15 protein-coding genes are annotated in these 23,116 nt (G+C 38.2%); 8 read left to right on the top strand and 7 right to left on the bottom strand.

Going from position 1 to position 23,116, the window contains the following annotated elements; genetic code table 11:
• Window position 1 precedes the first annotated feature (1 nt).
• A complete protein-coding gene (traN, locus tag QZ576_RS09155; RefSeq protein ID WP_297096317.1) occupies window positions 2-883 on the top strand; it encodes a conjugative transposon protein TraN in 882 nt (293 codons plus the stop codon).
• A 71-nt stretch (window positions 884-954) separates the two neighbouring features.
• Here traN and QZ576_RS09160 read toward each other — a convergent pair whose 3' ends face one another.
• The 7 genes from QZ576_RS09160 to QZ576_RS09190 form a co-directional block, all read right to left on the bottom strand.
• Entirely contained in the window at window positions 955-1,407 is a 453-nt protein-coding gene (locus tag QZ576_RS09160; RefSeq protein WP_297096318.1) for a RadC family protein, read from the bottom strand.
• 324 nt (window positions 1,408-1,731) lie between these two features.
• A complete protein-coding gene (locus QZ576_RS09165; RefSeq protein WP_297096320.1) occupies window positions 1,732-3,570 on the bottom strand; it encodes a restriction endonuclease subunit S in 1,839 nt (612 codons plus the stop codon).
• Window positions 3,570-5,141: a type I restriction-modification system subunit M gene (locus tag QZ576_RS09170; RefSeq protein ID WP_297096322.1), complete on the bottom strand. Its 1,572-nt coding sequence runs from the start codon at window positions 5,139-5,141 to the stop codon at window positions 3,570-3,572. The genes QZ576_RS09165 and QZ576_RS09170 overlap by 1 nt, the downstream gene beginning before the upstream one ends.
• A gap of 2 nt (window positions 5,142-5,143) precedes the next feature.
• On the bottom strand, window positions 5,144-6,664 hold the full coding sequence (locus QZ576_RS09175) for a Fic family protein (RefSeq protein ID WP_297096324.1): 1,521 nt from the start codon (window positions 6,662-6,664) through the stop codon (window positions 5,144-5,146).
• A complete protein-coding gene (locus tag QZ576_RS09180; protein WP_297096326.1) occupies window positions 6,664-9,456 on the bottom strand; it encodes a DEAD/DEAH box helicase family protein in 2,793 nt (930 codons plus the stop codon). Before QZ576_RS09180 ends, QZ576_RS09175 begins: the two co-directional genes overlap by 1 nt.
• A 2-nt stretch (window positions 9,457-9,458) precedes the next feature.
• On the bottom strand, window positions 9,459-9,653 hold the full coding sequence (locus QZ576_RS09185) for a helix-turn-helix transcriptional regulator (protein WP_297096328.1): 195 nt from the start codon (window positions 9,651-9,653) through the stop codon (window positions 9,459-9,461).
• Window positions 9,654-9,852: 199 nt separating this feature from the next.
• The gene (locus QZ576_RS09190) at window positions 9,853-10,077 is read right to left on the bottom strand and encodes a hypothetical protein (RefSeq protein ID WP_297096329.1); all 225 of its coding nucleotides are present in this window, start codon (window positions 10,075-10,077) and stop codon (window positions 9,853-9,855) included.
• Window positions 10,078-11,499: 1,422 nt separating this feature from the next.
• Here QZ576_RS09190 and QZ576_RS09195 point away from each other — a divergent pair.
• The 7 genes from QZ576_RS09195 to QZ576_RS09225 all read left to right on the top strand — a co-directional run bounded on the left by QZ576_RS09195 (window position 11,500) and on the right by QZ576_RS09225 (window position 23,079).
• Window positions 11,500-12,792 carry a hypothetical protein gene (locus QZ576_RS09195; protein ID WP_297096331.1) on the top strand — a complete coding sequence of 431 codons (1,293 nt, stop codon included), beginning with the start codon at window positions 11,500-11,502 and terminating at the stop codon, window positions 12,790-12,792.
• A 108-nt stretch (window positions 12,793-12,900) separates the two neighbouring features.
• Entirely contained in the window at window positions 12,901-13,953 is a 1,053-nt protein-coding gene (locus QZ576_RS09200; protein WP_297096333.1) for a helix-turn-helix domain-containing protein, read from the top strand.
• Window positions 13,954-14,110: 157 nt separating this feature from the next.
• Window positions 14,111-15,202 carry a type I restriction enzyme HsdR N-terminal domain-containing protein gene (locus QZ576_RS09205; protein ID WP_297096335.1) on the top strand — a complete coding sequence of 364 codons (1,092 nt, stop codon included), beginning with the start codon at window positions 14,111-14,113 and terminating at the stop codon, window positions 15,200-15,202.
• Between the two features lie 173 nt (window positions 15,203-15,375).
• The gene (locus QZ576_RS09210; RefSeq protein WP_297096336.1) at window positions 15,376-15,723 is read left to right on the top strand and encodes a hypothetical protein; all 348 of its coding nucleotides are present in this window, start codon (window positions 15,376-15,378) and stop codon (window positions 15,721-15,723) included.
• Window positions 15,724-16,023: 300 nt separating this feature from the next.
• Window positions 16,024-17,400 carry a DUF3945 domain-containing protein gene (locus QZ576_RS09215; RefSeq protein ID WP_297096338.1) on the top strand — a complete coding sequence of 459 codons (1,377 nt, stop codon included), beginning with the start codon at window positions 16,024-16,026 and terminating at the stop codon, window positions 17,398-17,400.
• A 107-nt stretch (window positions 17,401-17,507) separates the two neighbouring features.
• A complete protein-coding gene (locus QZ576_RS09220; protein WP_045029378.1) occupies window positions 17,508-17,942 on the top strand; it encodes a DUF1896 family protein in 435 nt (144 codons plus the stop codon).
• Complete coding sequence (locus QZ576_RS09225; protein ID WP_297096343.1) at window positions 17,932-23,079, top strand: N-6 DNA methylase; 5,148 nt, start codon at window positions 17,932-17,934, stop codon at window positions 23,077-23,079. The genes QZ576_RS09220 and QZ576_RS09225 overlap by 11 nt, the downstream gene beginning before the upstream one ends.
• The last annotated feature ends 37 nt before the right edge of the window (window positions 23,080-23,116 follow it).

Raw genomic sequence — 23,116 nt, forward strand, 5'->3', positions numbered from 1 at the left:
CATGAAACAAATACTATTCGCGATAATACTACTTAGCAATTTTTCACTTTTTGCTCAGAACCAATTTAGCAAAGTCATCTCTAAAGACAGGGTCATTTCATCCTACAACATTGAAGTAACCTACAATAAAACGGTCCATATTCTATTCCCGGCAGCCATAAGCTATATCGATCTTGGTTCATCGAGTATCATCGCGGGCAAAGCCGATGGTGCAGGAAATGTGGTCCGGGTAAAAGCTTCAGTAAAGAATTTTACAGATGAAACCAACTTTTCGGTGATAACCGACGAGGGCAGTTTTTATTCGTTTATTGTCAACTATGCCGAAAATCCTGCGAAGTTGAACATTGAAATGAAGGACTTCCTGCATGAGTCCAAACTGGGAAACCAGCCAGACAACTCGCTGGAGATACAACTTGCTGAACTTGGAAACAATACGCCACAGAACATCCAATTGGCTATGAAGAAAATTTACGGGACCAGGAAGAAGCAAATCAAAAATATCTCTAGCAAACAATTTGGAATTGGTTTTGCATTAACCGGCCTGTACAGCCAGAACGGTTTGATCTACTTTCGTACAGAGCTTGAAAACACTTCCGATATCCCTTTTGAAATTGATTTTCTCACGTTCAAGATAATAGACAAGAAAGTGGCCAAAAGAACAGCCATTCAGGAGACGGTTATAAAACCGGTTCGTGCCTTTAATAACCTGACGACTCTTGATGGAAATTCTACTGAAGCAACTGTTTTTGTTTTCGAATCATTTACGATCCCGGACAAAAAGGAGTTGGTGGTTGAGCTGTTTGAGAAGAATGGTGGGAGGCACCAGCGTTTTATTGTAAAGAACAAGGATTTGGTAAAAGCCAGAAATGTTGGGAAAATATAAGTCAGAAATCAGCATAAAAAACAAGGGCTACCCACATCGGGTAGCCCTTGTTTTCATTTCATGAAATGGATTTATAACAATCCATCATCCGCAAAACTCAGATAGCTTTCATCTGTAACAATCAGATGATCCAAAAGACTTAAATCAATCAACTGACATGCGTTTTTAAGTTTTTCGGTAATTTTTACATCAGCCGCACTTGCTGTAAGGTTACCACTCGGATGATTATGAGAAACAATCAATGAAGATGCATTTGCTTTTAATGCCAGCTGCAAAATTATTTTTACATCGACAACGGTCCCGGAGATTCCACCTTTTGAAATACAGGATACACCAAGAACTTTGTTGCCACGATTCAACAGCATTACATAAAACTCTTCATGGTGCTGAATACAGTCTTTAAAAACGTGTTTGAAAATTTGAGCCGCATCTTTTGATGCGCCAATTTGAGGTCTTTCTGATGCTTTTACTTTGTCAGTATAAGACACTTTAATCTCGGAAACTTTGAAATAATCAATTTTCATAACAGTAAGCTTTAAATTGTTAAACAATAATTTTATTGCTTACCATTCACAGGATAGCAGGGACTTCAGGCAAGGTTTTGATTCGGAATACGCTTTTCGTTTTAGGAACTAAAAGGAAGATTCTGAATCAAATCCAGCGGATTTAACCTTGTTGTTTGTCCATGCTACTCCTGTATTTTTGCGATTAAAATTAAGGGATCAATCATTATCGTAAGAATTTGTTAAAGATGTTTTACAAACATTTGAAGTTGCCACCTTTGCTTTCTGCAATGTGTTGAATGTTTTGTGGTTAACTCAATGGTGTTGATGTTAAAAGTAGAACCATTAAGCCACTTTCAGAATTATTCCTCCATATCCAACAGGGATAACTTTATTTTCGCACATCCAGTTATAAACGCTGTCAAACTTGTTGATGATTGATTTTTTACGTGGACTCCATTTCAGAAAATCCTGTTTTATTGCAGAATAATCAACAGCTTGATGGCTTAAAATCCGGTTGTTCCATACAGCATAAAGCGTTGAAGCTACTTCGCAATCAACCATACTCCAATTTCTAAATTTCTCCAATAATTGATTTATCCGTAATGTTTCGTCCTGAAAATTCTCGCAGAACAATTCTGAAATTGCACTGTCGGGCGAAATCGGAGTATAGTGGACTTTTCGTTTTTCTGTGTTATCCTGAGTAACACTATATAGTTTGTATTTGATAAAATATTGTTCGATGTCTTTGATTAACCCGGAATCGTACGGCCCTGCTGCCTTTTGTACGAAATTAGAGTGAATATTAATTTGGCAATGGTATTCGGTTAAATGCAATAGTTTCATTAGGTGAACGCGCCCAATATTTTGTTTTGCATAAAAGTTAAGAATGTAGGCTGCCAATATTGCCCTTTCAGGCTTAGAGCATTCTTTTTCTTTCAGATTGGGTTTTAACGTGTATCCCATTTCAGGCTCTGCAGCCACACTTCGACTACGCTCAGCATGACTTGGCAAACTCTCATCTTTTATACTCAGCTCGCCCTTAAAAGCTTTTTGACTTAAACTTCCATACAAATTTTCCAGCTCCTGTAAGCTTTGTTGGTAGTGGGCTTTAAGCGCTTCGGTTTTTTCTACGATTTGGGCAAATTTGGTTTGGAGTTTGAGAGGAGGTACAGGAACCTCAATTTTCGCAATTTGACCGGATGAAATCCTTGCTCTTGTTTGTCCATGTATAAATGACGATGCTAAATGTAAAAAGCCTTCTTGGTTAAATAAATACGATATATAAAACTGATTTACAAATTTATGATTGGGTCTAAAAACTACACAATCAGCTTTATTCACTGATATTTTAATATGTTTTGGAATAATACAAGCCCTAATATTCGGTGCTCCCATTGTTGCTATAACCACATCATTCGGATAACATGAATATTTAAACAATACATTTTCGTAGTGAAATTCATCGACATACTTTACATCATCTTCAATAAAGTTGTTAATCCCAATATTTTGTAAACGAATTACTTGAATTCCTTTATCCGAATAATGCTCTGTTTTAAGGTTTGATCCAAATGGACCATCAGAAAACCTCAACGAAAGTTCCTTTACTTTTCTTGTTTCCCATTTCCTATTATTAATCCCTGGGTCTCCAAACATCTCCAAAAACACCGATTTTAAATATTCATCCAACAGGCGGATGCTTTCTTTGCGTTTGGCGATGAGGCTTTCGGCTTTGGAAAGGATATTGGCGATGTTGAGTTGGGTTTGATAATCTGGTGTTGGAATAATCAAATTTCTTAAATCTTTTTGTGTAATGGCTTTAAAAGTTGATCCCACACCAAGATTTGCAATTTTAATTTCATTAGCTTTTAAAAAGCTAAAAACATATTGCATACAAAAGTTTTCTTTCACCCTAATTGCACTTAGGCCGCGACCAATACATGCTTCTGTATTGTTTATGTTTACAGGACCAACGGGAGCCCTCACTGAAATTAAAATATCATTTGGCAACGAAATTTTTGTTGGATTTGAGCACCAAGTTCTTACGACCGGATGAATCTTGCCATAATCTGCTTTGCCTTGAAAAAACGGAATTCCGTTACCATCTTTATTGTATGTTGAAGAGGGTGGAGACTGACCCGCAATTACTTCAGCAATATTTCCTAATTGTTCAAACTTCATTACATCAAACCTTTCAATTCCGCTAATCCTTTTCCAATCTCACTCTCTATGTTTTCGAGTTTCCCAATAATTACATCGGGTTTTTCGTAAACTACTTCTTCGTACACTTCTTCTTTGTACTTGCTAAAACTCAGGTCGTAGCCATTGTCTTCAATTTCGGCTTTGGGAACAAAAAAGTGCTTCCCTTTCCTGTCGCCTTCGACTTCGCTCAGGCTGACACGTTTTTTAAATTGGTCTACAATATCCTGCAAATCGCTGTCGGTAATTTTGTTGCGTTTGTCGTCGAGGCTGTAACCATCGTTTCCCATTCCATAAAACCATACTTTATCTGTTTCACCTCCTTTGGTAAACAACAAAATGGCAGTTGCTACTCCGGCGTAAGGTTTAAATACTCCGCTTGGCATGGCGATAACAGCTTTTAGTTCCGCTTTTTCAATTAACGATTGGCGCAAAGCTTTAAAAGCTTTTCCGCTACCAAACAAAACGCCCTGTGGAACAATTACGGCGGCTGTTCCTCCCATTTTCAGCATGTGAAAAATACGCTCCACAAAAAGCAGCTCGGTTTTGGTGGTGGGTAGTTGCAGGCTTTCATTAATGTCGCCCTTATCGATATTACCTGTAAATGGCGGATTGGCCATGATTATGTCGTACATGCCGGTTTCGTTGTAGCTTTTGCTTAGCGTGTCTTTGTAATCAATCAAGGGTTCGTCAATGCCGTGCATCATCAGGTTCATCATTCCCAGGCGAACCATGGTGGTATCAATGTCGTAACCCGAAAAACTCTGGTCGAGAATTTCCTTCACTTCACGGGTTAAAACGGCGCTAATGGCGGCACGTTCAAAACCATCTTCGTCTGTTACCAGTTTTGATGGTTCTTTTTTACGAACCAGGTCGCTCAATATGTACTGGTAAGCGCCTAAAAGGAAACCTCCGGTACCACATGCCGGGTCGGCAATGCGCTGCCCTAATTGTGGCGCAAGCAGTTCGGCCATTAATTTAATAATGTGCCGGGGAGTGCGAAATTGCCCGTTCTTTCCGGCAGTGGCAATTTCGTTTAAGAGCATTTCATAAACATCGCCCTGTATATCCTGAAACGCTTGTCCGCCTTCGGTGGCATCGCGTTCAATCTCTTTGAAAATATCTTCAATAACATGAATGGCCGAAACCAACAAACTGGCTTTGGGCATAATAAAAACGGCGTTTTCCATGTGCTTTGTAAAAGCGGATGTTTCGCCGTTCAAGCCTTTCATAAAAGGAAAGACTTTGGTTTGTACATGCAACAGCATTTCATCGGCCGGTTTGTGTTTAAACACGCTCCAGCGTAATTCGTTTTTATCAATGGTTTCGGTTGTTCCGGGAATGGTAAATTCGCCTTTAAAGCGGGAGTTGTATGCTTCGCCGGTAAAATCGGCATCGCGCTCGCGTTTGGCCTCCAAATCGTCGAGGCGTTTCATAAAAAGCAAATAGGTAATCTGCTCGATTGCAGTAAGCGGATTGGCAATACCACCTTCCCAGAAGTTTTGCCAAAGACGGTCGATTAATGATTTTAATGTGCTGTTATTCTGAAGCATGATTATTTTTCGTTTCGAAGTAATTTTTGCAACGCCAAACCTTTTTCGGTAAGGCGGTATTTTTGTTTTGGATGGTTTTTTTGCGGGTACTTCATTTCTACCCAACCTTCATGTAAAGCAGGTACCAGATAAATATTCCTGAAATTCCCTTCGTGTTTAAGTTCCAACTTGTCCTGTAACTCCTGGCGGTTCATTTCATTTTCCAGTACCGCAATTAAATTCCGAACTTCTACGGAGGTCCTGCGGTACTCCTGCGGTAGTTCCTCGTTACTTGTCCGGTGCTTATCCGGTACTTGTTCGGTAGTCTGCAAATACGAAGGGCGGTATAATACAGTCCTGAATTCTTCAGCTTGTATGAATTGCGGTTCCTTTAATCCTGCCGTTTTTGATTGGCTGACCATATCGGAAGTACCGGTCCCCAATCGTTCGATATAAGCGGTTAAATACAACGGTTCAGCCATTAACGGATTTGCAGGTACCGAACTATGCAACTGTTTAAGTTTTTCCACCGTCCATCCCATGGGTAAAGAACCGGGATTCCAGATTTCGAGCCTGTCGCGAAACAGCATAACCTGAACACTACCGTTATTTGTATAATCGCGGTGTGCAATGGCATTTACAACAGCCTCGGCAATTACATCCTTGGGAATTTCATAGGCGCCGGGAGCCTGAACATCTGTTTGGCGGGTTCCCACACTATAATCCAGTTTCGACAGAATAAATTCTACCGTTTGATCAACGAGTTCAAAAGCAGTTCCTTTATACACTTTATACGATGGAATTGGCTTTTCCATTGTTGTCCCGCGAAAAACAACACATCTTACTTCGGAACTGATAAAAAAACGCTGAGGTTGTTTTCCAAACAACAATAAAGCCGCATTTACAGGTTTGTTATTTTCGAAAAGATTTAAATGGGTCAGTATTTTTTCAACTGAATCAGTTTCCTGCAAGGCAAAGCCTCTTTTTTCACGGGCAAGCCTGACGAACCATTTGATTTTTTCAGTATCGATATCATTCAAATCGGCCTTTTCATTTACTGATGCATCAAAGGGACCGGAGCGAATAATTTCCTTTTCAACAAGATAACGTACCAACGCCGCATAAACCGATGCTTTAAGGTCGTCTGTTCCCGCAATTTTCTTTCGCACAACAACTCCCTGGGCTTTTTCGATTAAAGCCAATTCTTTAGGATGCCGTTCGTTGTTCGGGTGGGATGATATAAATATCAGGCGGGTGAGATGATGCCGGGTTGCATGATTAAATTCCAGTTCTGTTGGAGATATGCCATCATGATTTTCAAAGCCGTATTCTTTCCCGAATAATCCCAGGTAAATGGTACTGTTTTCCACTTCACGTAAATACACATTATCCACCCTTTGGTCAATAGCGGGAAGAGCTTCAAATATAAATGGTTCGAAAAATCTACCTAATAAAGGATCGGCATAAATATAATCGTACAGAACTTTTCGCTCAGCTTCAAATTCCCGTTGAACACTACTTATGAATATTTTTTTCTTTGCCATTATGCAGCCAGTACTTTATTCGTTAATTCAATTATTTCGTCAATTTCTTTTGCGGTAAAAATACCCCGTACTCCTTCGGGATGGATCATTGTAAACGGTGATTCGATAAGGTTTCGTTTGGTAATTTCCCCTTTCTCCAGGACAAAGTTCTTTAATAAATCCAAAAACTGTAATTGACGGCTGGTTAAATACGTGTGGTGGTTTATAAAATCATCGAAAGCCTTTGTGACCGTCTCCGAAAATGTTTCAAGCAGTTCGATTCCTAAAATATGTTTGACAAACTGTACCAGCTGGGCTTTACGGTGGTCATACACTTTCCGTAGCAATTCAATTGTAATGTGCGGATGCTCGTTGTGTAAATCTTCGGCCAATTGTTCGGCTTCTTCGGGGGTAATTTCCACCCCCTGTTTCAGTTTTTGCAATAGCGGGTTGAACGAAACCAACTCATTTATTTTTTGCTCTACCAGTTCGCGGTATTTTGCTACGCTTAAAGCTTCATGTTGAGGGCCAAACTCAACTTTCTCCTTTTCTGAAACAATGTCCTTCAGGTTAAATTTGGCCGGCGGCAATGTAATAACCGATTCGCGATATTTCATTAAAGGAGCAATTTTTTCAATCAACTCATCAAACTTATCCTCGTTAATCGTTGCCCAAAAATGATTGGATTGTGCTTTTTGAATCAATTCCTGTTGTTTGGCTACAATGTTCACACTCAAAGGCAATTCGCCAATTTCTTCAACGATACTTTCCCTGATGGTTTCGTATTTTTCTTCATCCTTTTGCAAACGAGCAAGGGAAACTTCAACAATGTCTTTTTCGAACCGCATGGCTTTAAAATCGGAATCGGAAACAGTACGGAACAATGGTTTTACAACTGAATCCAGAAATTCAACTTTATCAACAGTAAGGTTATTCCAGAAATTTTCATCTGTCAAACGTTGCAAATCGTTCTGTGCGTCAATTATAACAACCGAGTTTTTAGGAAGTGTTTCAACCTGCATTCTTAGCTTTACAATCTCTTTTCCCGCAATTTCTTTTTCGTTTTGGTTTTGAGCTTCCTCTATTTTACTCAACCTGGTACCAAACAACCGAACTGGTAACGGAATTTGCTGTTTGGGTTCTTTCCCTTTCGGATTTAATTTAAAATATTCGAAATTATCCCAACAGTCAAGAATAAGAAAATCATCCTTTTCCACACACCATTGTTTCAGTTTACCGGGCTCAAGCAAGCGCGTTCCCCGGCCTATCATTTGCCAGAATTTTGTATAACTATAGACGGGTTTCGTAAATACAAGATTGACCAGTTCCTGAACATCAATTCCAGTGTCCAGCATATCCACACTAATGGCTACACGAGGCATATCATTGTGTTTAAATTGGTCCAGCAATCCGCCCTTGCCGTAAACTCTCGGGTCTTCACTGACCAGAACCTTAGCCAACTCCCCCTTGTATTCCGGATAAAGTGAATCAAATATCTCTTCAATCCGCCGGGCATGCGCTTTACTGATACAAAAGAATATCGTTTTTCCGGGCAAAACTCCATTGGCATCTTTGATACATTCTTCCATAAATTCACGAACAATCAGGGCATTTGTTCCCCTGTTGATTACCTTTTTTTCAAGGTCGGTACCTTCATAATTTATTTCTTCAATTTCCTTGCCCTCTATAATTAGTTTTTGCTGGTCTTCTAATGAGATCGTACGTTTGTTTATTCCTTCGTCCTGAAATTTGGTTTTAATTTTCATTACCTGAAAATTGCACAAATATGGCGGTATATGATTTACTGCCTCTTCATAAGAATAGGCGAATGTTGGAACGCCATCCTCACACTCAAATATTTCAAACGTATTGTGATCGATAACATCGGTTGGAGTGGCTGTTAATCCAAGCGTTATTGTATTGAAATAATCCAATATTTCCTGATAGGTATTGTAAATGCTTCGGTGGCTTTCGTCAATTACAACCAAGTCGAAAAAATGCGGCGAAAGTGTTTTTTTCTCATCCCTTATAATGTTCAGCATGGTCGGATAAGTTGAAACATAAATCCGCCTGTCGGTTGCAATTTCCTTTTCTCCCTGTTTTGGCCAACGGGGCTCGTTGGGTAAATGTTCTTTGAAAGCTTCCAAAGCCTGGTCGCGAAGTGCAATCCTGTCAACCAGGAATAAAACCCTTTCTGCCCATCCGGCGCGCATTAAAGTATCGGTTAAAGCAATACATGTTCTTGTTTTTCCGGTACCTGTTGCCATAACCAACAAAAACTTTCGTCTCCGTTTTTCAATGGCTTCCATCACGGCGCGGATAGATCGGATCTGGTAATCACGTCCGGCAATTTTTGTATTGATTAGCTCTCCTGCCAATGCCTTTCTTGATTTGCGAACATATAAGAATCGCTCCAAATCATCGCGGGAAGGAAATCCATATACCTTCTTTGGCGGATAGTTTTCCAAATCCCAAAAGAAAATATCAAGTCCGTTGGTATAAAAACAAAAAGGAAGTTCACCTCCCTGTGCATTTACTATATTGTAGCAATATTGTTTAGCCTGTTCCCGGCCGGTTGCTGCATCAACCGATGTTTTTTTAGCTTCTACAACCGCCAATGGTTGGCCGTCTCTACCAAGTAAAACATAATCGCTGAATTGATGCCCGTTATAAGGAGTCGAAGATTCCTTTGCCAGGTCCTTATCAACGATGATGTCAAATTCTTCTATCACCTGAGACCGGTCACTAACAATCCAGCCCGCCTGTTTTAAACGGTTGTCAATAATTTCTTTTCGTGTTTTTGCCTCATTCATATTTAACTTTTGTTTGAGACAATCAGGTCTTTAACATCAACATCTAATATTTCTGCAATTTGCATTAACACTTCGAGTCGTGGTTGTTGTCTGTTTTGTACATAGGAGTTAACCATATTGTAGCTCTTTCCAAGTTTCCCAGCCAGCCAGGTTTGTTTAATACCTTTCTCTTCAAGCACTACCTTAATGCGATTCACAACAATAAAATTTTTGTTGTCTAAAATACAATTATATCTCAAAAAATAAGATATAAAATCAATCTTAATGCTGTTTCCTTATCTCCACTTTTACCTCTTCACGGTTTTTTGCTTCTTTTTAACCGCACAGGCTCATGAAAAAAGAAGCAGGGCGATAAGGCCCTGCATTATGAGGTGTAAAAACTATTCTTCTGAACAATTAAAGCGCTATCAACCCAAAAAACATGGCAAGAGTTACGGCAACAACTATGGCAATGCCAAGAATAACAACTATCATATTTTTGGCAAATTCAATCAAGAACAGAATTGCAATATAGGCCAGTAAACAATACCAGAAACTTAATCCGGTAATATAGGAAGCCAATACGATAACAATGAATCTGAAAATCCATCGGAGCGGTAATTTGTTAACTTTCTCTCTCATTTGAGTAGTTTTAAAAGGTTGATAATTGTGATGTTATGAGCCACACAAAAACAATTCCAAACTCACCTATGCGGATTCCGGAGGAGAGGGAGTTTTGTTTTTCGTTACTTACGTTTTCAAAATATCTAATTCTATTCTTCTTTTCCATATTTCATTCGTTTAAGATTATGCGTCTTTCCATCGGGTCGGTCGTTGTTGTTTTGTGGCCCGGTTAAAAAAGGAGTGTTGGACCTGCAAGTTTTTTGCAGGAAATACTATTCGACAGTGGAGGTTGGAGATTTTCTGCAAAACAGCAGGCCTGAACTTGCAGGCTCCAAAAACACGGTCTTTATTTTGCCAACAGAACAACAACGCCGGACGGAAAGCACATTCTTAAATTGGAATGCGGTAAAGAAGAATCGATAAATTGAGTAAAATGATAAAAGTACTTTTTCAAAAGTCAGTAAGCTAAAACTCTAAATTAGGGGAAGGTAAAGACAAGTGTAAGGATTGAATGTACTGAAATGAGGTCTGTGAGAACAGGGTGAATGAAAGGAAATGAAAGCCTTTCTCTTGTGTGCGGTGCCGGAGGTTACTGAATGCAGGGAGTATTCCGGGTAGGCCGGATAAACCTCCCGGAATGTAGTTCCCGTAGGCACAGGAACATTAATCTGAATTTTATCGAGGCGGGCAAAAGGCAAATGGATCTCTGGAATAAAATGCAAAGGATTCTTTTGCCGTGCGATGCCAGAGGCTTTTCGATTGAGCAATTTCAATCCACCGGGAAAATGCGAATCATGAGCAGCGGTGTAATTGAAAATGCGATTTGAGAAATGCCGGGGCATGGGATATTGTTATCAAAAGTATTCCAGCACTTACGAATTCTATTTCGAGTTTAACCCACCACAAAAATACGGACAATGTGCCACATGGTTTGTTTGTTCACTGTAGTTGTCCTACTCTGGTCCCACAAGAATTTTACCCTGCTGCAAAACTGCATAGGGGTTTTCAGAATAATTTTTTGCCTGTTGCAATACTGCGAGAGAGGTGCCACAAAAATTATTCGTACTTACACAGCTGCATGGAGGGTCTAACATAAATTGGAGGCCTGTTGCACGGTTGCAGGAGGGGGCTAAGAAAAAATTTTTGTTATTTGCAGCGCTGCGGCAAGCCATTCACAAAGTTTACTGGCCAGTTGCACGGTTGCAGGGAGCCTATAATCAGTGAGTTATAGAGGTGTGACCAATGTTTGATTTTCGGAAAAACGTATAAGGTAAGGTCTTGGGGCTAAAGCCCGGAACTAACAATAAAAATAAACAGTAACATAATAAGTAATGTTATCCCCCCGATTTGGAGGAATAACATTACCTTTAGCTTTGAGATAATGAAAATAACATTACCTGGTGACGAAGCTTCCTAGTTATGCCAAATTTTGAATAAAAGATGACAGCACATAAAATTCTCATACAGAACTTAAACTCTAGGATTGAAAATATATCTGATTCATATCAGATTGTTCTTAGAGCAAAAGACGAAAAAAGGAAAGAAAAGGCTAACATAAATTTTAGAACTGAAATTGCTTTTTTTATTCATTTTATAAAAAACAATTACTTGTCTCGGACTTTATTTGAAGAATTACTTAATTACAACGATACGCTAGATTTATCAAATGACTATATCAATTCAATTAAAAAAACCATCCAGCTTCTAAAACAAATTTCCCAGTTAACTCGTGATCACCAAGACTTTGAAAAATTTGTAATTGAATGTAATGATGGTTGGAAAAATCCATTCAACGATTCAATGACTATTGATGCAACTAAGCTTTTGGAAAGAATTGAAAAAATACCTGAATTTATTTCCTCAAAGAAATTATCATTTGTAAATGAAACTTATGAGATTATTGTCACAATCTTTAAACGTTGGGAGAATCATTTTCCAGAATCCGATTTAATGACAATTGCAACTCAATTTAATAATTGCAGACAAGAATTATTTGTTTTGGAACACTTAAATGGATTTCAAAAAGAGTATATCGGAGCAAATAGTGCAATTAGACTAAATCACTTATTCAATGCAGTCAATCCTTTACATCAACCCTCTAGCGCCAATGAAGGAATCTTTGAAAACTTAATTGTTTCCGGTACAGATTTAGAAAAAGACGAATTGTATTTAAGTGATTGTAAAAAAATTCAAAGTCACATAATGCAAAAACTAGATGAGGGATTTTCAATCGAAAGAACGATTCGAAATTTCATTGCATTTATGGAGAGTTACCGAAAAGCTTCCGATTATCCTAATGGTGAAAAGCAGTTACAGAAAGAGTTTGAAATGTATTTATTTGACAAGGGATATTTTCCTCTTTCAGAAGTTCAATTGAAAAACGCACGTATTGATACTTTGATAACAAATGAGTCGAGTGCATTTTTGATTGAATACAAGCAGATTGGATGGACAAAATCAAATATTGATTTGAAATTAGAATTAGAAAAAATGAAATCTGCATTTATTCAAAGTAACATTTATTCTAAAAGACTTAATGCTTATCCAAATCTTCAAAAAACTGTTTACTTAATCATTTTTACGACGAAGTATTTCATATTCAAAAATGGAAAAACATCAATAAATTACGATGGACTGATTTTTAATTTTTATACTGTCTATCTAGGCGATGAAAGTCCTTCAAAAATAAAGAATCCAATAGTTTATGATATTGACTCGATAATAAATAAATAAAAAACTAGGACATAACCACGTCGAAATTTCATGGCGTTATTGGTGGTGTTCGAACCGCGGATTTCGGTGACCGTTATAGCCAACTGAAATTTCAAGCATACTACTAAAATGACAGACCAAGAATTTGATGAAATATTATTAAAACCAGAATCAGACATTTTGGATTTCAAGAGAGAACAGTACGATATTTTGAGAAAATCAAATGAGGCTAACCATTCAAAATTCATAAAAGACATTATCAGCTTTTGTAATACGATTAGAACAGAATCTGCTTACATCATTTTGGGTGTTGGAGAAAATCAAAACGGAGAAAAGGATTTAATTGGAATCAATATGCATGTAGATGATGCTATATTGCAAGAAAAAATTAAAAACAAGGTTACGCCAATTCCTCATTTTTGTTACTATACTAAAAAAGTTAATGATAAAACGTTCGGCATAATTGAGATACCGATTCGAAAATATGAAGAACCAATTTTTCCGACAGTAAAAATGAAAGGATTGGAAACAGGCAAAGTTTATTGCAGAAGAAACTCGTCAAATTCAGAGGCGACAGGTAGAGAAATAATACAGATAAGTAGATGGCTTGACAGCATTCCTTCTCAGATATCTCATGTAAACATTAATGACGAAATCGCTGAGATAATAGCAAGAACGACTACAAAATTGCTTCCACTATCCGAACAGATAGCTGAATCTTTAAAATTAGCAAGAAAGTATAATTTAAAAGAGCTTGAATGGTTTTGCTTAGGAGAACTATCTGGATGGTCAGACACCGAGAAAATTGATGTGGAAGGAGTTTTATCCTATAGGATTAATGATGTAGTAATGACACCGAATGAAATTAAAGTGAATCCTTACTCTTTTCATTCTTTGACTTCACAACAGTTGCTTGATGAAATAAAGGAGATAGATAAAGCTGCTTCAGAACAACCGTTATTTCTGCCTCATTCAATAACACAGCTTGAAGAATACATCGATGGATTTCCTACAGACAAAGACAATTCTTTAATTATCTTAACACAATCAGCAGATGTTTTATTTGACAATCCGAAGCTGGCAGGTAGAACAATTAAATTTTATGTGTCCAAGCAAAACTTAAAGACTATATATCAGCGAATAAGACAAAAATTAATTCGTAATTTGCTTGACATAAAATAACGGGCTTTAAAAATTGCATATGGTATTTCGTAGGCATTGGTATGCCAGCAGCGGATTTCCGCTCCATCTCTCGTCCGTACCCGGACAGAGACGCACACGAAAATCCTCTCGAATATAGAATGGACGTTAACAACAAACTTAATAAAGGACGACAAAGATGAATAATGAGAAATGGAATGAAATCTGCTTTTTGTTATCCGATAATATTCGGTCTGACATGAGTGAAAGTGATTTTGAGAAAAATGTAATTCAAGCATTGAGAGTTTTAGATTGGAAAGAATATTTGGGGGATATTCAAATCCGACCGTCATTTCAAATCGGAGCATCAAACAGAATTACACCAGATTTTGTAATTAATTCATCGGAAAAAAGAAACGTGTTTGTAATTGAGATTAAACAACCAAGTCTTCCTTTAAATACTAATTTTCAACAACAATTATTTTCATATATGCGTCAACTAAAACTTGAGTATGGAATTTTAATTGGTCAAGTAATTCAAATGTTTTATGACGGTGATTTGGCAAACCACGACGACCCTGTTTTACTCGAAACGATTTTATTTGAAAAAGATAATCCCAAAGGAGTTAAATTCGTTGAGTTATTTAGCAAGGAAAGTTTCAGTACTGAATCATTGAAGTTATTCACGACAAACTCGCTCAAAAAAATAAATCGCCGAGCTGACAAAAAAATATTGGCGCAAAAAATCTTGTCAACGAACTACGAAAATGAAGTGAAAAAATTGATTAAGCAAGACTTTTTAAATCAATACGACAGCGAGCTAATTGACACTGTTTTAAATGAAATTTCAATAAATATTTCAAATCAAAATCAGGAAATAATTGGACGACCAGAATTGCAATCCAGAATTTTTGAAAAACCTGTAACTAATAGTTCAAGGGACAAAACAAAATACATAATTAACGGAACAGGACAAAAACTTGGGAAAAATAGGTTTGTTTTGGAATTGGTTCGAGCGTATTTAAGAAATAAACCAACGGATTTTATGAGCTTAAAAAACATTTTTAGGGATGATTTTCAAGGTTCAATTGGCGTAATTAACAGACTTGACTACGTTGAGACAAAATATGCAAATAAATCCGACAAAAGACATTTCACAGGTAAAGACGAAATTTTAAAAAGTTCAGATAATGTAAAATTCGTTGTTTCTACACAATGGGGAAAAGGTAATATCGATAGCATCGTGGATTTAGGAAGAAAATTAGGATTTAAGATTGAAGAAATCGAATAAAAGCCTGTTGTTAACACAGTGCAAATTGCAGGGCGGGGTTTGGAGGTACGCCGACTACGGATTATTACATCGTTATACTTATCTAATAACAACATATTGTTGCGAACATTATAAATATGATTTACAAGAATTAGAAAAATGTAAGCTAATACAGGAATACAAAAAATAGCAACATGTATCAACCCAAAAACAAAATTCCACAACTACGCCGTGAAGTAGTTTTAAAAAACATCAAACCTTTTACCATGGCGCATATAGCCAGCCGTTTTGCAGAAGCCCAAAATATGTTGGTATTCGATTTACTGGAAAAGCTGTTAGATCGTGAGTCAACTGCCAGGGATTACGATAATGTAGAACGTGTACAGAGTTTTAAACACGATGGCGAAGATGTGTATTATTGCGGGGTTAAAATTGGCAAACTTGTAATAGGAGGCGATAAAAATATGTTGTTGTCGCTGCTAAAACGAAAGGATATTTACGCTTATTTTGTTCCTGACAATGGATTGGAGGATAGTTTCTAAACACTTAATACAGAATTTTCCCCGACGTTTTCCCCGACGTTTCCCCGACACTCCCACTTGCTTCCATTCTAAAATCGACTACCACTTAATCAAATTAATATTGATAATCCGGTAATGTGGAATTGTAAGCTTCCGGTTTGTATCAATTTAGTTCAAACAAAATAATTTGCACTTCTCTCGATAAAATAGATTTGACGAATTACGCCACCTCCACCCAACCAAAGCCAAATGCTGCCAGCCTTATAATAAACAGCCCAATCAACGATACATTCGCTTTTAAATCATTAAAAGAAATGTATCATGGAACAAAAAAACAATGACCAGGAAGTATTACTGGTTAAAGAAAAAAACGAAGCAAAACTAAAAGCCGTAAGTGGTTTTGATGCAAAAGGCCAACTAAAAACAGAGGCTCCCAAACAAGCCAATGCAGGTGGTTTCTTAAAAATCGACAGGCACAGCAATCCGCTGGAGAATTTCTTTACCAATTTTAACCGACAGTATAAAAATCCTACCGATTTTCAGTTTTACAAGGTACAGGCCAACCTGGTGGAGAAGACAGCAACCGTTCTGGAAAAGATGTTAAAGAAACCGGAAACCCCGTCCAACAAAGAGATGCTGGAGAAGCATGAGGTAAAACCCGGTGACTTTTCGAAAGAACAATCTCAGGAGAAACGGCCCAATCTGATTGATGAGAACAAAGTTGACTGGTCGCAATTGGAAATGTTGGGTGTCTCAAAAGATTTTCTAAAAAACACAAAAAATCTTGAGCCCATGTTAAACTACCAGAAGTCGCCAGGTTTGATTCCGATCACCATTAAAACCGATAACCTGAACATCCGAACCGATGCACGGTTGGCCTTGCGTCAGGACGAAAATGGAGATTTTAAACTGGCCGTTCATGCCGTTCGCAACAATCCCGAACTCGACCGTCCGTATTTTGGTGTCACCTTAACTGACGAGGACAAACAAAACCTGCTGAAAACCGGAAATGCCGGAAGAATTGTGCATCCACAGTATAAAGAGGGAGAGAGCACACCGGTATTTTTATCCATTGATAAACTCACCAACGAACTTGTTGCCGCGCGAGCTGATAAAATAAAAATTCCCGATGAAATTAAAGGCGCGAAGCTCGATGAAAACCAAAGGAAAGAGCTGGCCGAAGGACGCTCAATTTACGTGGAAGGCATGACTGCCCGTAGTGGAAAAGAGTTTAATGCTCACCTGCAAATCGATGCCGATAAACGAGGTATAGGTTTCCGATTTGATAATCAGCAGCAGCAAGGGCAAAACAAAAACGAACAAAAACAAGTGCGTATTCCCAATTCTCTTCTGGGAAAGGAACTAACTGAGGACCAGCAACAGAAACTGGAAAAGCGGGAAACCATTTATGTTGCCGGAATGAAAGACAAAAAAGGCGAGGAGTTTAATGCTTACATAAAGGTCAACGACGAAAAAGGTAAGCTGGATTTTTACAAATGGAATCCTGATAAAGCCCAAACCAAAGGAGCAGAAGTAATTCCGGATAACAAGAGCAAAACCCAGGTAGCGGTTAATTCTGAAGGAAAAACCAATGAGGCGACCAAAGACGTAAAAGAACCGCTGAAAAAGGATCAGGTGAATCCGTCAGAACGTCAGCAAACCACAAAACGAAGCCGGGCCAAATCGCACTCCATGTAAAACTCAAATCAATAGAATTTCCTTTTTATCAAAGCGTTCGGATAAACTACGGGCGCTTATTTTTCCCTCTTCAATTCAAAACATTTTAAAATTCAAATTTCAAAGTCATGAAAACAACACCTAAAGAACTCTCATGGTTTAAATTGTCATTACTTCACTTTTTATACGAAAGTCATCCTGAGTTAACAGACGATAACGATCTTCTTAATACCCGTAGTGATCTTGCGGCAGAATGCTATTCGCAGGCCGTTAAAAACGGGCACAACCACCAGGAAGCTGAAGAACTGGCACATAAAGAATTGTACAAAGGGCTTCACTTTTCAAAACACGATACGCTTGTAACCATTATCTGGAATGAGTTTCCGGGAATAATCCCATTGGAAGAAGCCAAAGAGTTTGCCGTTCGGTTTTTGCCGGAAGTAGTTCCGGTTTTTGAAAAATACAGGCTAAATGATGAGTTTGCTTTTAGCTCTGAGTTCAACGATTTGTACACCGAGCTGACAGGAGCTATCGAAATCTGGCTGGAAGAACATGAGCTTTAATAAAGAACAGCACCTGCGAGCAAATATTGAAGCCATTAAGGTTTGCTTTCGATTGGAGAAAGAAAATCGGAAACCGACAGCAGAAGAAACAAAAGCCCTGAAACAATATTCCGGTTTCGGGGCTTTAAAATGTATTCTTAATCCGATTGAAAATCTGTCGGATATTGACCGGTGGCCTGATTCCGAAGTGGGATTGTTTCCTGCCGTTGTGGAATTACATGATGTTTTAAAGAGAAATTCAAAAACAGCGCAACAATACAAGCTATACACAAATAGTCTGAAAAATTCCATCCTAAGCGCTTTTTATACTCCTCCTGAAATTGTCAATACAATATCAGAAGCATTTAAAAACAACCAACTTGAAGTATCCCGATTCCTTGATCCTTCTGCCGGTTTAGGCGAATTTATCTCCGCATTCAAAAAACAAAACGAGTTTCAAACAACAATAGGCTTTGAAAAGGATTTGCTAACAGGAAAAATTCTGAGCCAACTCTATCCTGGCGATAAAATACAAATCAATGGTTTTGAGGAAATTGAAAGCAGTTACAATAATTATTTGAATGTGGTTTCCTCCAATATCCCCTTTGGCGACGTGGCCGCATTTGATATTTCCTATTTGAAAAGCCCTGACAGGGTTAAACAACAGGCGAGCAGAAGTATTCATAACTACTTTTTTCTGAAAGGCGTTGATGCATTAAAAGATGGAGGAGTCCTGGCTTTTATTACCTCACAGGGAGTAATGAACTCACCCAAAAACGAACCAATTCGCAGGCGCTTAATGGAGAATACTCATCTGATTTCGGCTATCCGTTTACCCAACAACCTTTTTAAGGATTATGCAGGAACAGAAGTTGGAAGCGATCTTGTAATCCTGCAAAAAGACAATCAAAAAGGAAAACAAACTCAACAGGAACAGGCTTTTGTACAAAGTGAAAAATTTTCCAGTGGAGTTTATAATAATACTTATTTCAACGACCTCCAGCGAGTAGTTCATACCAAAGGATATATCGATACAGATCCCTATGGAAAACCGGCGCAGATATTTATTCATGAAGGCGGAATTCCCGGAATTGCATCCGATCTGAAAAAGATGTTGGATTCCGACTTAAGGACAAGACTTAATCTTGAATTATTTCAGAAAGTGAATAATAACAAAACGGCGGTTGGTTTTTCAAAGAAAAGTCCATCCAGAGAATTATCGAAAGAACAAACTCCCTTAAACCTATACGATCTTTTTGGTTTCAGTCAGGAAGAACGAATACAGACAAATAGTATCAAACGGCGCAAACAGCAAAAAACAAAAAGCAAACAATTAAACCTGTTTGCTACCCCCGGAAAAGTAAATGGAACGATAAAAAATAGCAAAATCCCCACACTGCCAAATGAAAGAAATTATTCCGGAGAGTTACCGGCACATTATAAAAAAGGTTCGTTGGTAAAAGACAATAATCAGTTAGGTTACCTAAAGGAATGGAATGAAAATGGGGGGACTTTTAAACGTCTGCATTTAAGTTCTCAGCAGGAAACCAAAGCATTTTTATTTATACATCTCCGAGATGTCTATCAAAAGCTTTATCAAATTGAAGCCGATACGCAACAGGAAGATAAAGGCAGCCGTCAACTGCTTAACAAACATTACGATGAGTTTGTACGAAATTACGGTCAGTTAAACGATCCTAAAAATCTTGGGTTAATAAAAATGGATCCGTTCGCCAACGAGGTTTTGGCATTGGAACGAGGGGTGAATGGAGAACTGGTCAAAGCAGATATTTTTACACAGCCTGTTGCTTTTAATGCCAATGAACTGGATCAGGTGGACACACCGGAAGAAGCGCTGGCCGCATCATTAAATAAATTCGGAGAAGTACAAACCGATTACATGTTATCCCTCCTGGATGGAAAGAGCAGAGAGGAAATGGTTGACGAGCTACACGGGCGGATTTATTACAACCCGCTTATAAAAAACTATGAAGTTGCAGACCGTTTTGTTGCCGGGAATGTTGTTGAGAAAGCACAAAAGATAGAAGCCTATCTGAAAACTCATCCCAATGATGAAGCCTCACAGGAGTCGCTTAAAGCATTGCAAAATGCAATTCCAAAACCTATTGCCTTTGATGAACTTGATTTTAATTTTGGTGAGCGTTGGATACCGGCACACATCTATGGACAGTACGCCAGTCACTTGTTTAAAACAGTGGTTGATATTCATTATTCGCCATCGGTAGATGAATTCTCAGTGAAAAACCAGTTTACAAATGCAAATATTTACGAAAAGTATGCCGTAAGGTCGCAGAGTCGCACCTACGATGGAATAGCCCTGTTAAAGCATGCTTTAGTGAATACTACTCCCAACATTACCAAACGAATAATGGTTGGCGACAAAGAAGTAAAAGTTAAAGACAGCGAAGCCATCCAATTAGCCAACAGTAAGATTGACGAGATAAGAAATGGATTTACAGATTGGCTAAACGAACAGAAATCGGAATTTAAACAGGATTTAAGCCATTTGTATAACAATACTTTCAATTGTTATGTGCGACCAAATTACGATGGTTCGCATCAAATTTTCCCGAATCTCGATTTAAAGGCACTGGGTATAGAAGGTTTGTACAACAGTCAGAAAGATGCCGTATGGATGTTAAAACAAAACGGAGGCGGTATTTGTGATCACGAAGTTGGAGCCGGGAAAACATTAATAATGTGTTGCGGTGCTTATGAAATGAAACGACTGAAACTAGCCAATAAACCTATGATTGTTGGATTAAAAGCCAATATCCACGAAATCGCACAAACTTTTCGGACGGCATATCCCTATGCAAAATTGCTTTATCCGGGCAAACAGGATTTTACGCCGTCAAAACGAGTCAAGATTTTTAACGACATTAAAAACAATTCATGGGATGCTATTATTCTTACGCACGACCAATTTGGAATGATACCTCAATCTCCTGAAGTGCAAAAGCAAATCCTACAGGCAGAGTTGGATAGTGTTGAAGAAAACCTTGAGGTAGTAAAAAGACAAGGAGGCGAAGTCTCTCGGGGAATGTTAAAGGGATTATTGAAGCGTCAACAAAACCTTGAGGTCAAACTGAAAACAATTGCCCATGACATTGAAAACAGAAAAGACAATGTGATCGATTTTAAGATGATGGGCATTGATCATCTTTTTATTGATGAAAGCCACCGTTTTAAAAATCTGATGTTTAATACCCGTCATGACCGGGTGGCAGGAATGGGAAACCCTCAGGGAAGTCAGCGTGCTTTAAACATGTTGTTTGCCATTCGAACTATACAGGAACGAACCGGGAAAGATCTGGGTGCAACTTTTTTGTCGGGAACAACTATTTCAAATTCGTTGACAGAATTGTTTTTGCTGTTTAAATACCTCCGTCCAAAAGAATTGGAACGCCAGCAGATAAAAACCTTTGATGCCTGGGCTGCCGTTTATGCAAAAAAAACCACTGACTATGAATTTTCAGTAACCAATGAAATTGTCCAGAAAGAACGATTCAGGTATTTTATAAAAGTACCAGAACTGGCAGCGTTTTATAATGAAATTACCGATTACCGAACAGCTAAGGATATTGGCATTGACCGGCCGGTAAAGAATGAAATACTATACAATATACCACCAACTCCGCAACAGGAAGATTTTATTAAAAAACTGGTAGCTTTTGCAAAAAATGGAGATGCGACTTTATTAGGCAGACCACCTTTATCGGAAAGAGAAGAAAAGGCAAAAATGTTGATTGCGACCAACTATGCCCGGAAAATGTCTCTGGATATGCGGATGATCAGCCCGCATTACGATGACCATATTGACAATAAGGCATCTCACTGTGCAGCGCAGATACATTCCTATTACAAGAAGTTCGATGAATATAAAGGTACGCAGTTTGTGTTCTCCGATCTGGGAACGTACAAACCAGGAGAATGGACTCCTTACAGCGAAATAAAAAGAAAACTGGTTGAAGATTATCATATTCCGGCACATGAAATACGATTTATTCAGGAAGCAAAAACAGAAAAAGCCAGGAAGACGCTCATTGCAGCGATGAACGAGGGGCGGATTCGTGTACTATTTGGATCGACCGATATGTTGGGAACAGGTGTAAATGCACAGAAAAGGGCAGTGGCACTGCATCATCTGGATTCTCCATGGCGACCATCGGATTTGGAACAGCGGGAGGGTAGGGCAATCCGCAAAGGAAACGAAATTGCCAAGCTAGTCGCCGATAATAAGGTGGATGTCATTATTTATGCCGTTGAAAAGAGTTTGGATTCTTACAAGTTTAATTTGCTCCATAATAAACAACTTTTTATTCAGCAGCTGAAAACCAATAACCTTGGTAAACGCACCATTGATGAAGGAAGCCTTGATGAAAAGTCAGGCATGAACTTTTCAGAGTATGTGGCCATTCTTTCAGGAAATACCGATTTATTGGAAAAGGCAAAATTGGAGAAACGTATCGCAGCATTGGAAAGTGAACGACAAGCTTTTAATAGAAGTAAGTCAACAGCGCGTTTTCGACTGGAAGATATTCATCAGAGTATTGAATCGCATCAGGGAATAATTACAAAAATGCAGACTGATTGGACGGTATTTAATGGTGCTCTTCAAAAGGATGAGTCGGGAAATATTATTAATGCGATAAGAATTGACGGATTGAATGGTTCAAATCCTAAACTTGTAGGAGCCAGACTTAATGAGATTAGCGAGTCGATCAGAACAGATAATGAGTTCCGAAAAATAGGAAGTTTGTATGGCTTTTTGATCCTGGTAAAAACCGAAGCGAGTATGAAAGATGGATTTGATTTCAAAGAAAACCGGTTTTTCGTTGAGGGAAAGAGCGGATTAAGATATACACACAACAACGGTCATATTGCCAAAGATCCAAAGTTGGCAAGCAGTAGTTTTATGAGGGCCATAGAACGGATTCCGTATTTAATTGATAACCATAAAAAGTATATGGAGAATGCGGGAAAAGATATTCCGGTTTTGGAAGAAGTTGTGAATAGTGCCTGGAGAAAAGAAGGTGAATTAAAAGAATTAAGGATAGAGTTAGTAAAGTTGGAAAGAAAAATACATCATAATCTTGTTGATAATGAGACTCAAAATGTAAAAGTATCCATTTAGATTATAACGTCTTAATTATTAATATGTTGAGTAGGAG

Source organism: uncultured Draconibacterium sp., assembly GCF_913060805.1.
Taxonomy (GTDB): domain Bacteria; phylum Bacteroidota; class Bacteroidia; order Bacteroidales; family Prolixibacteraceae; genus Draconibacterium.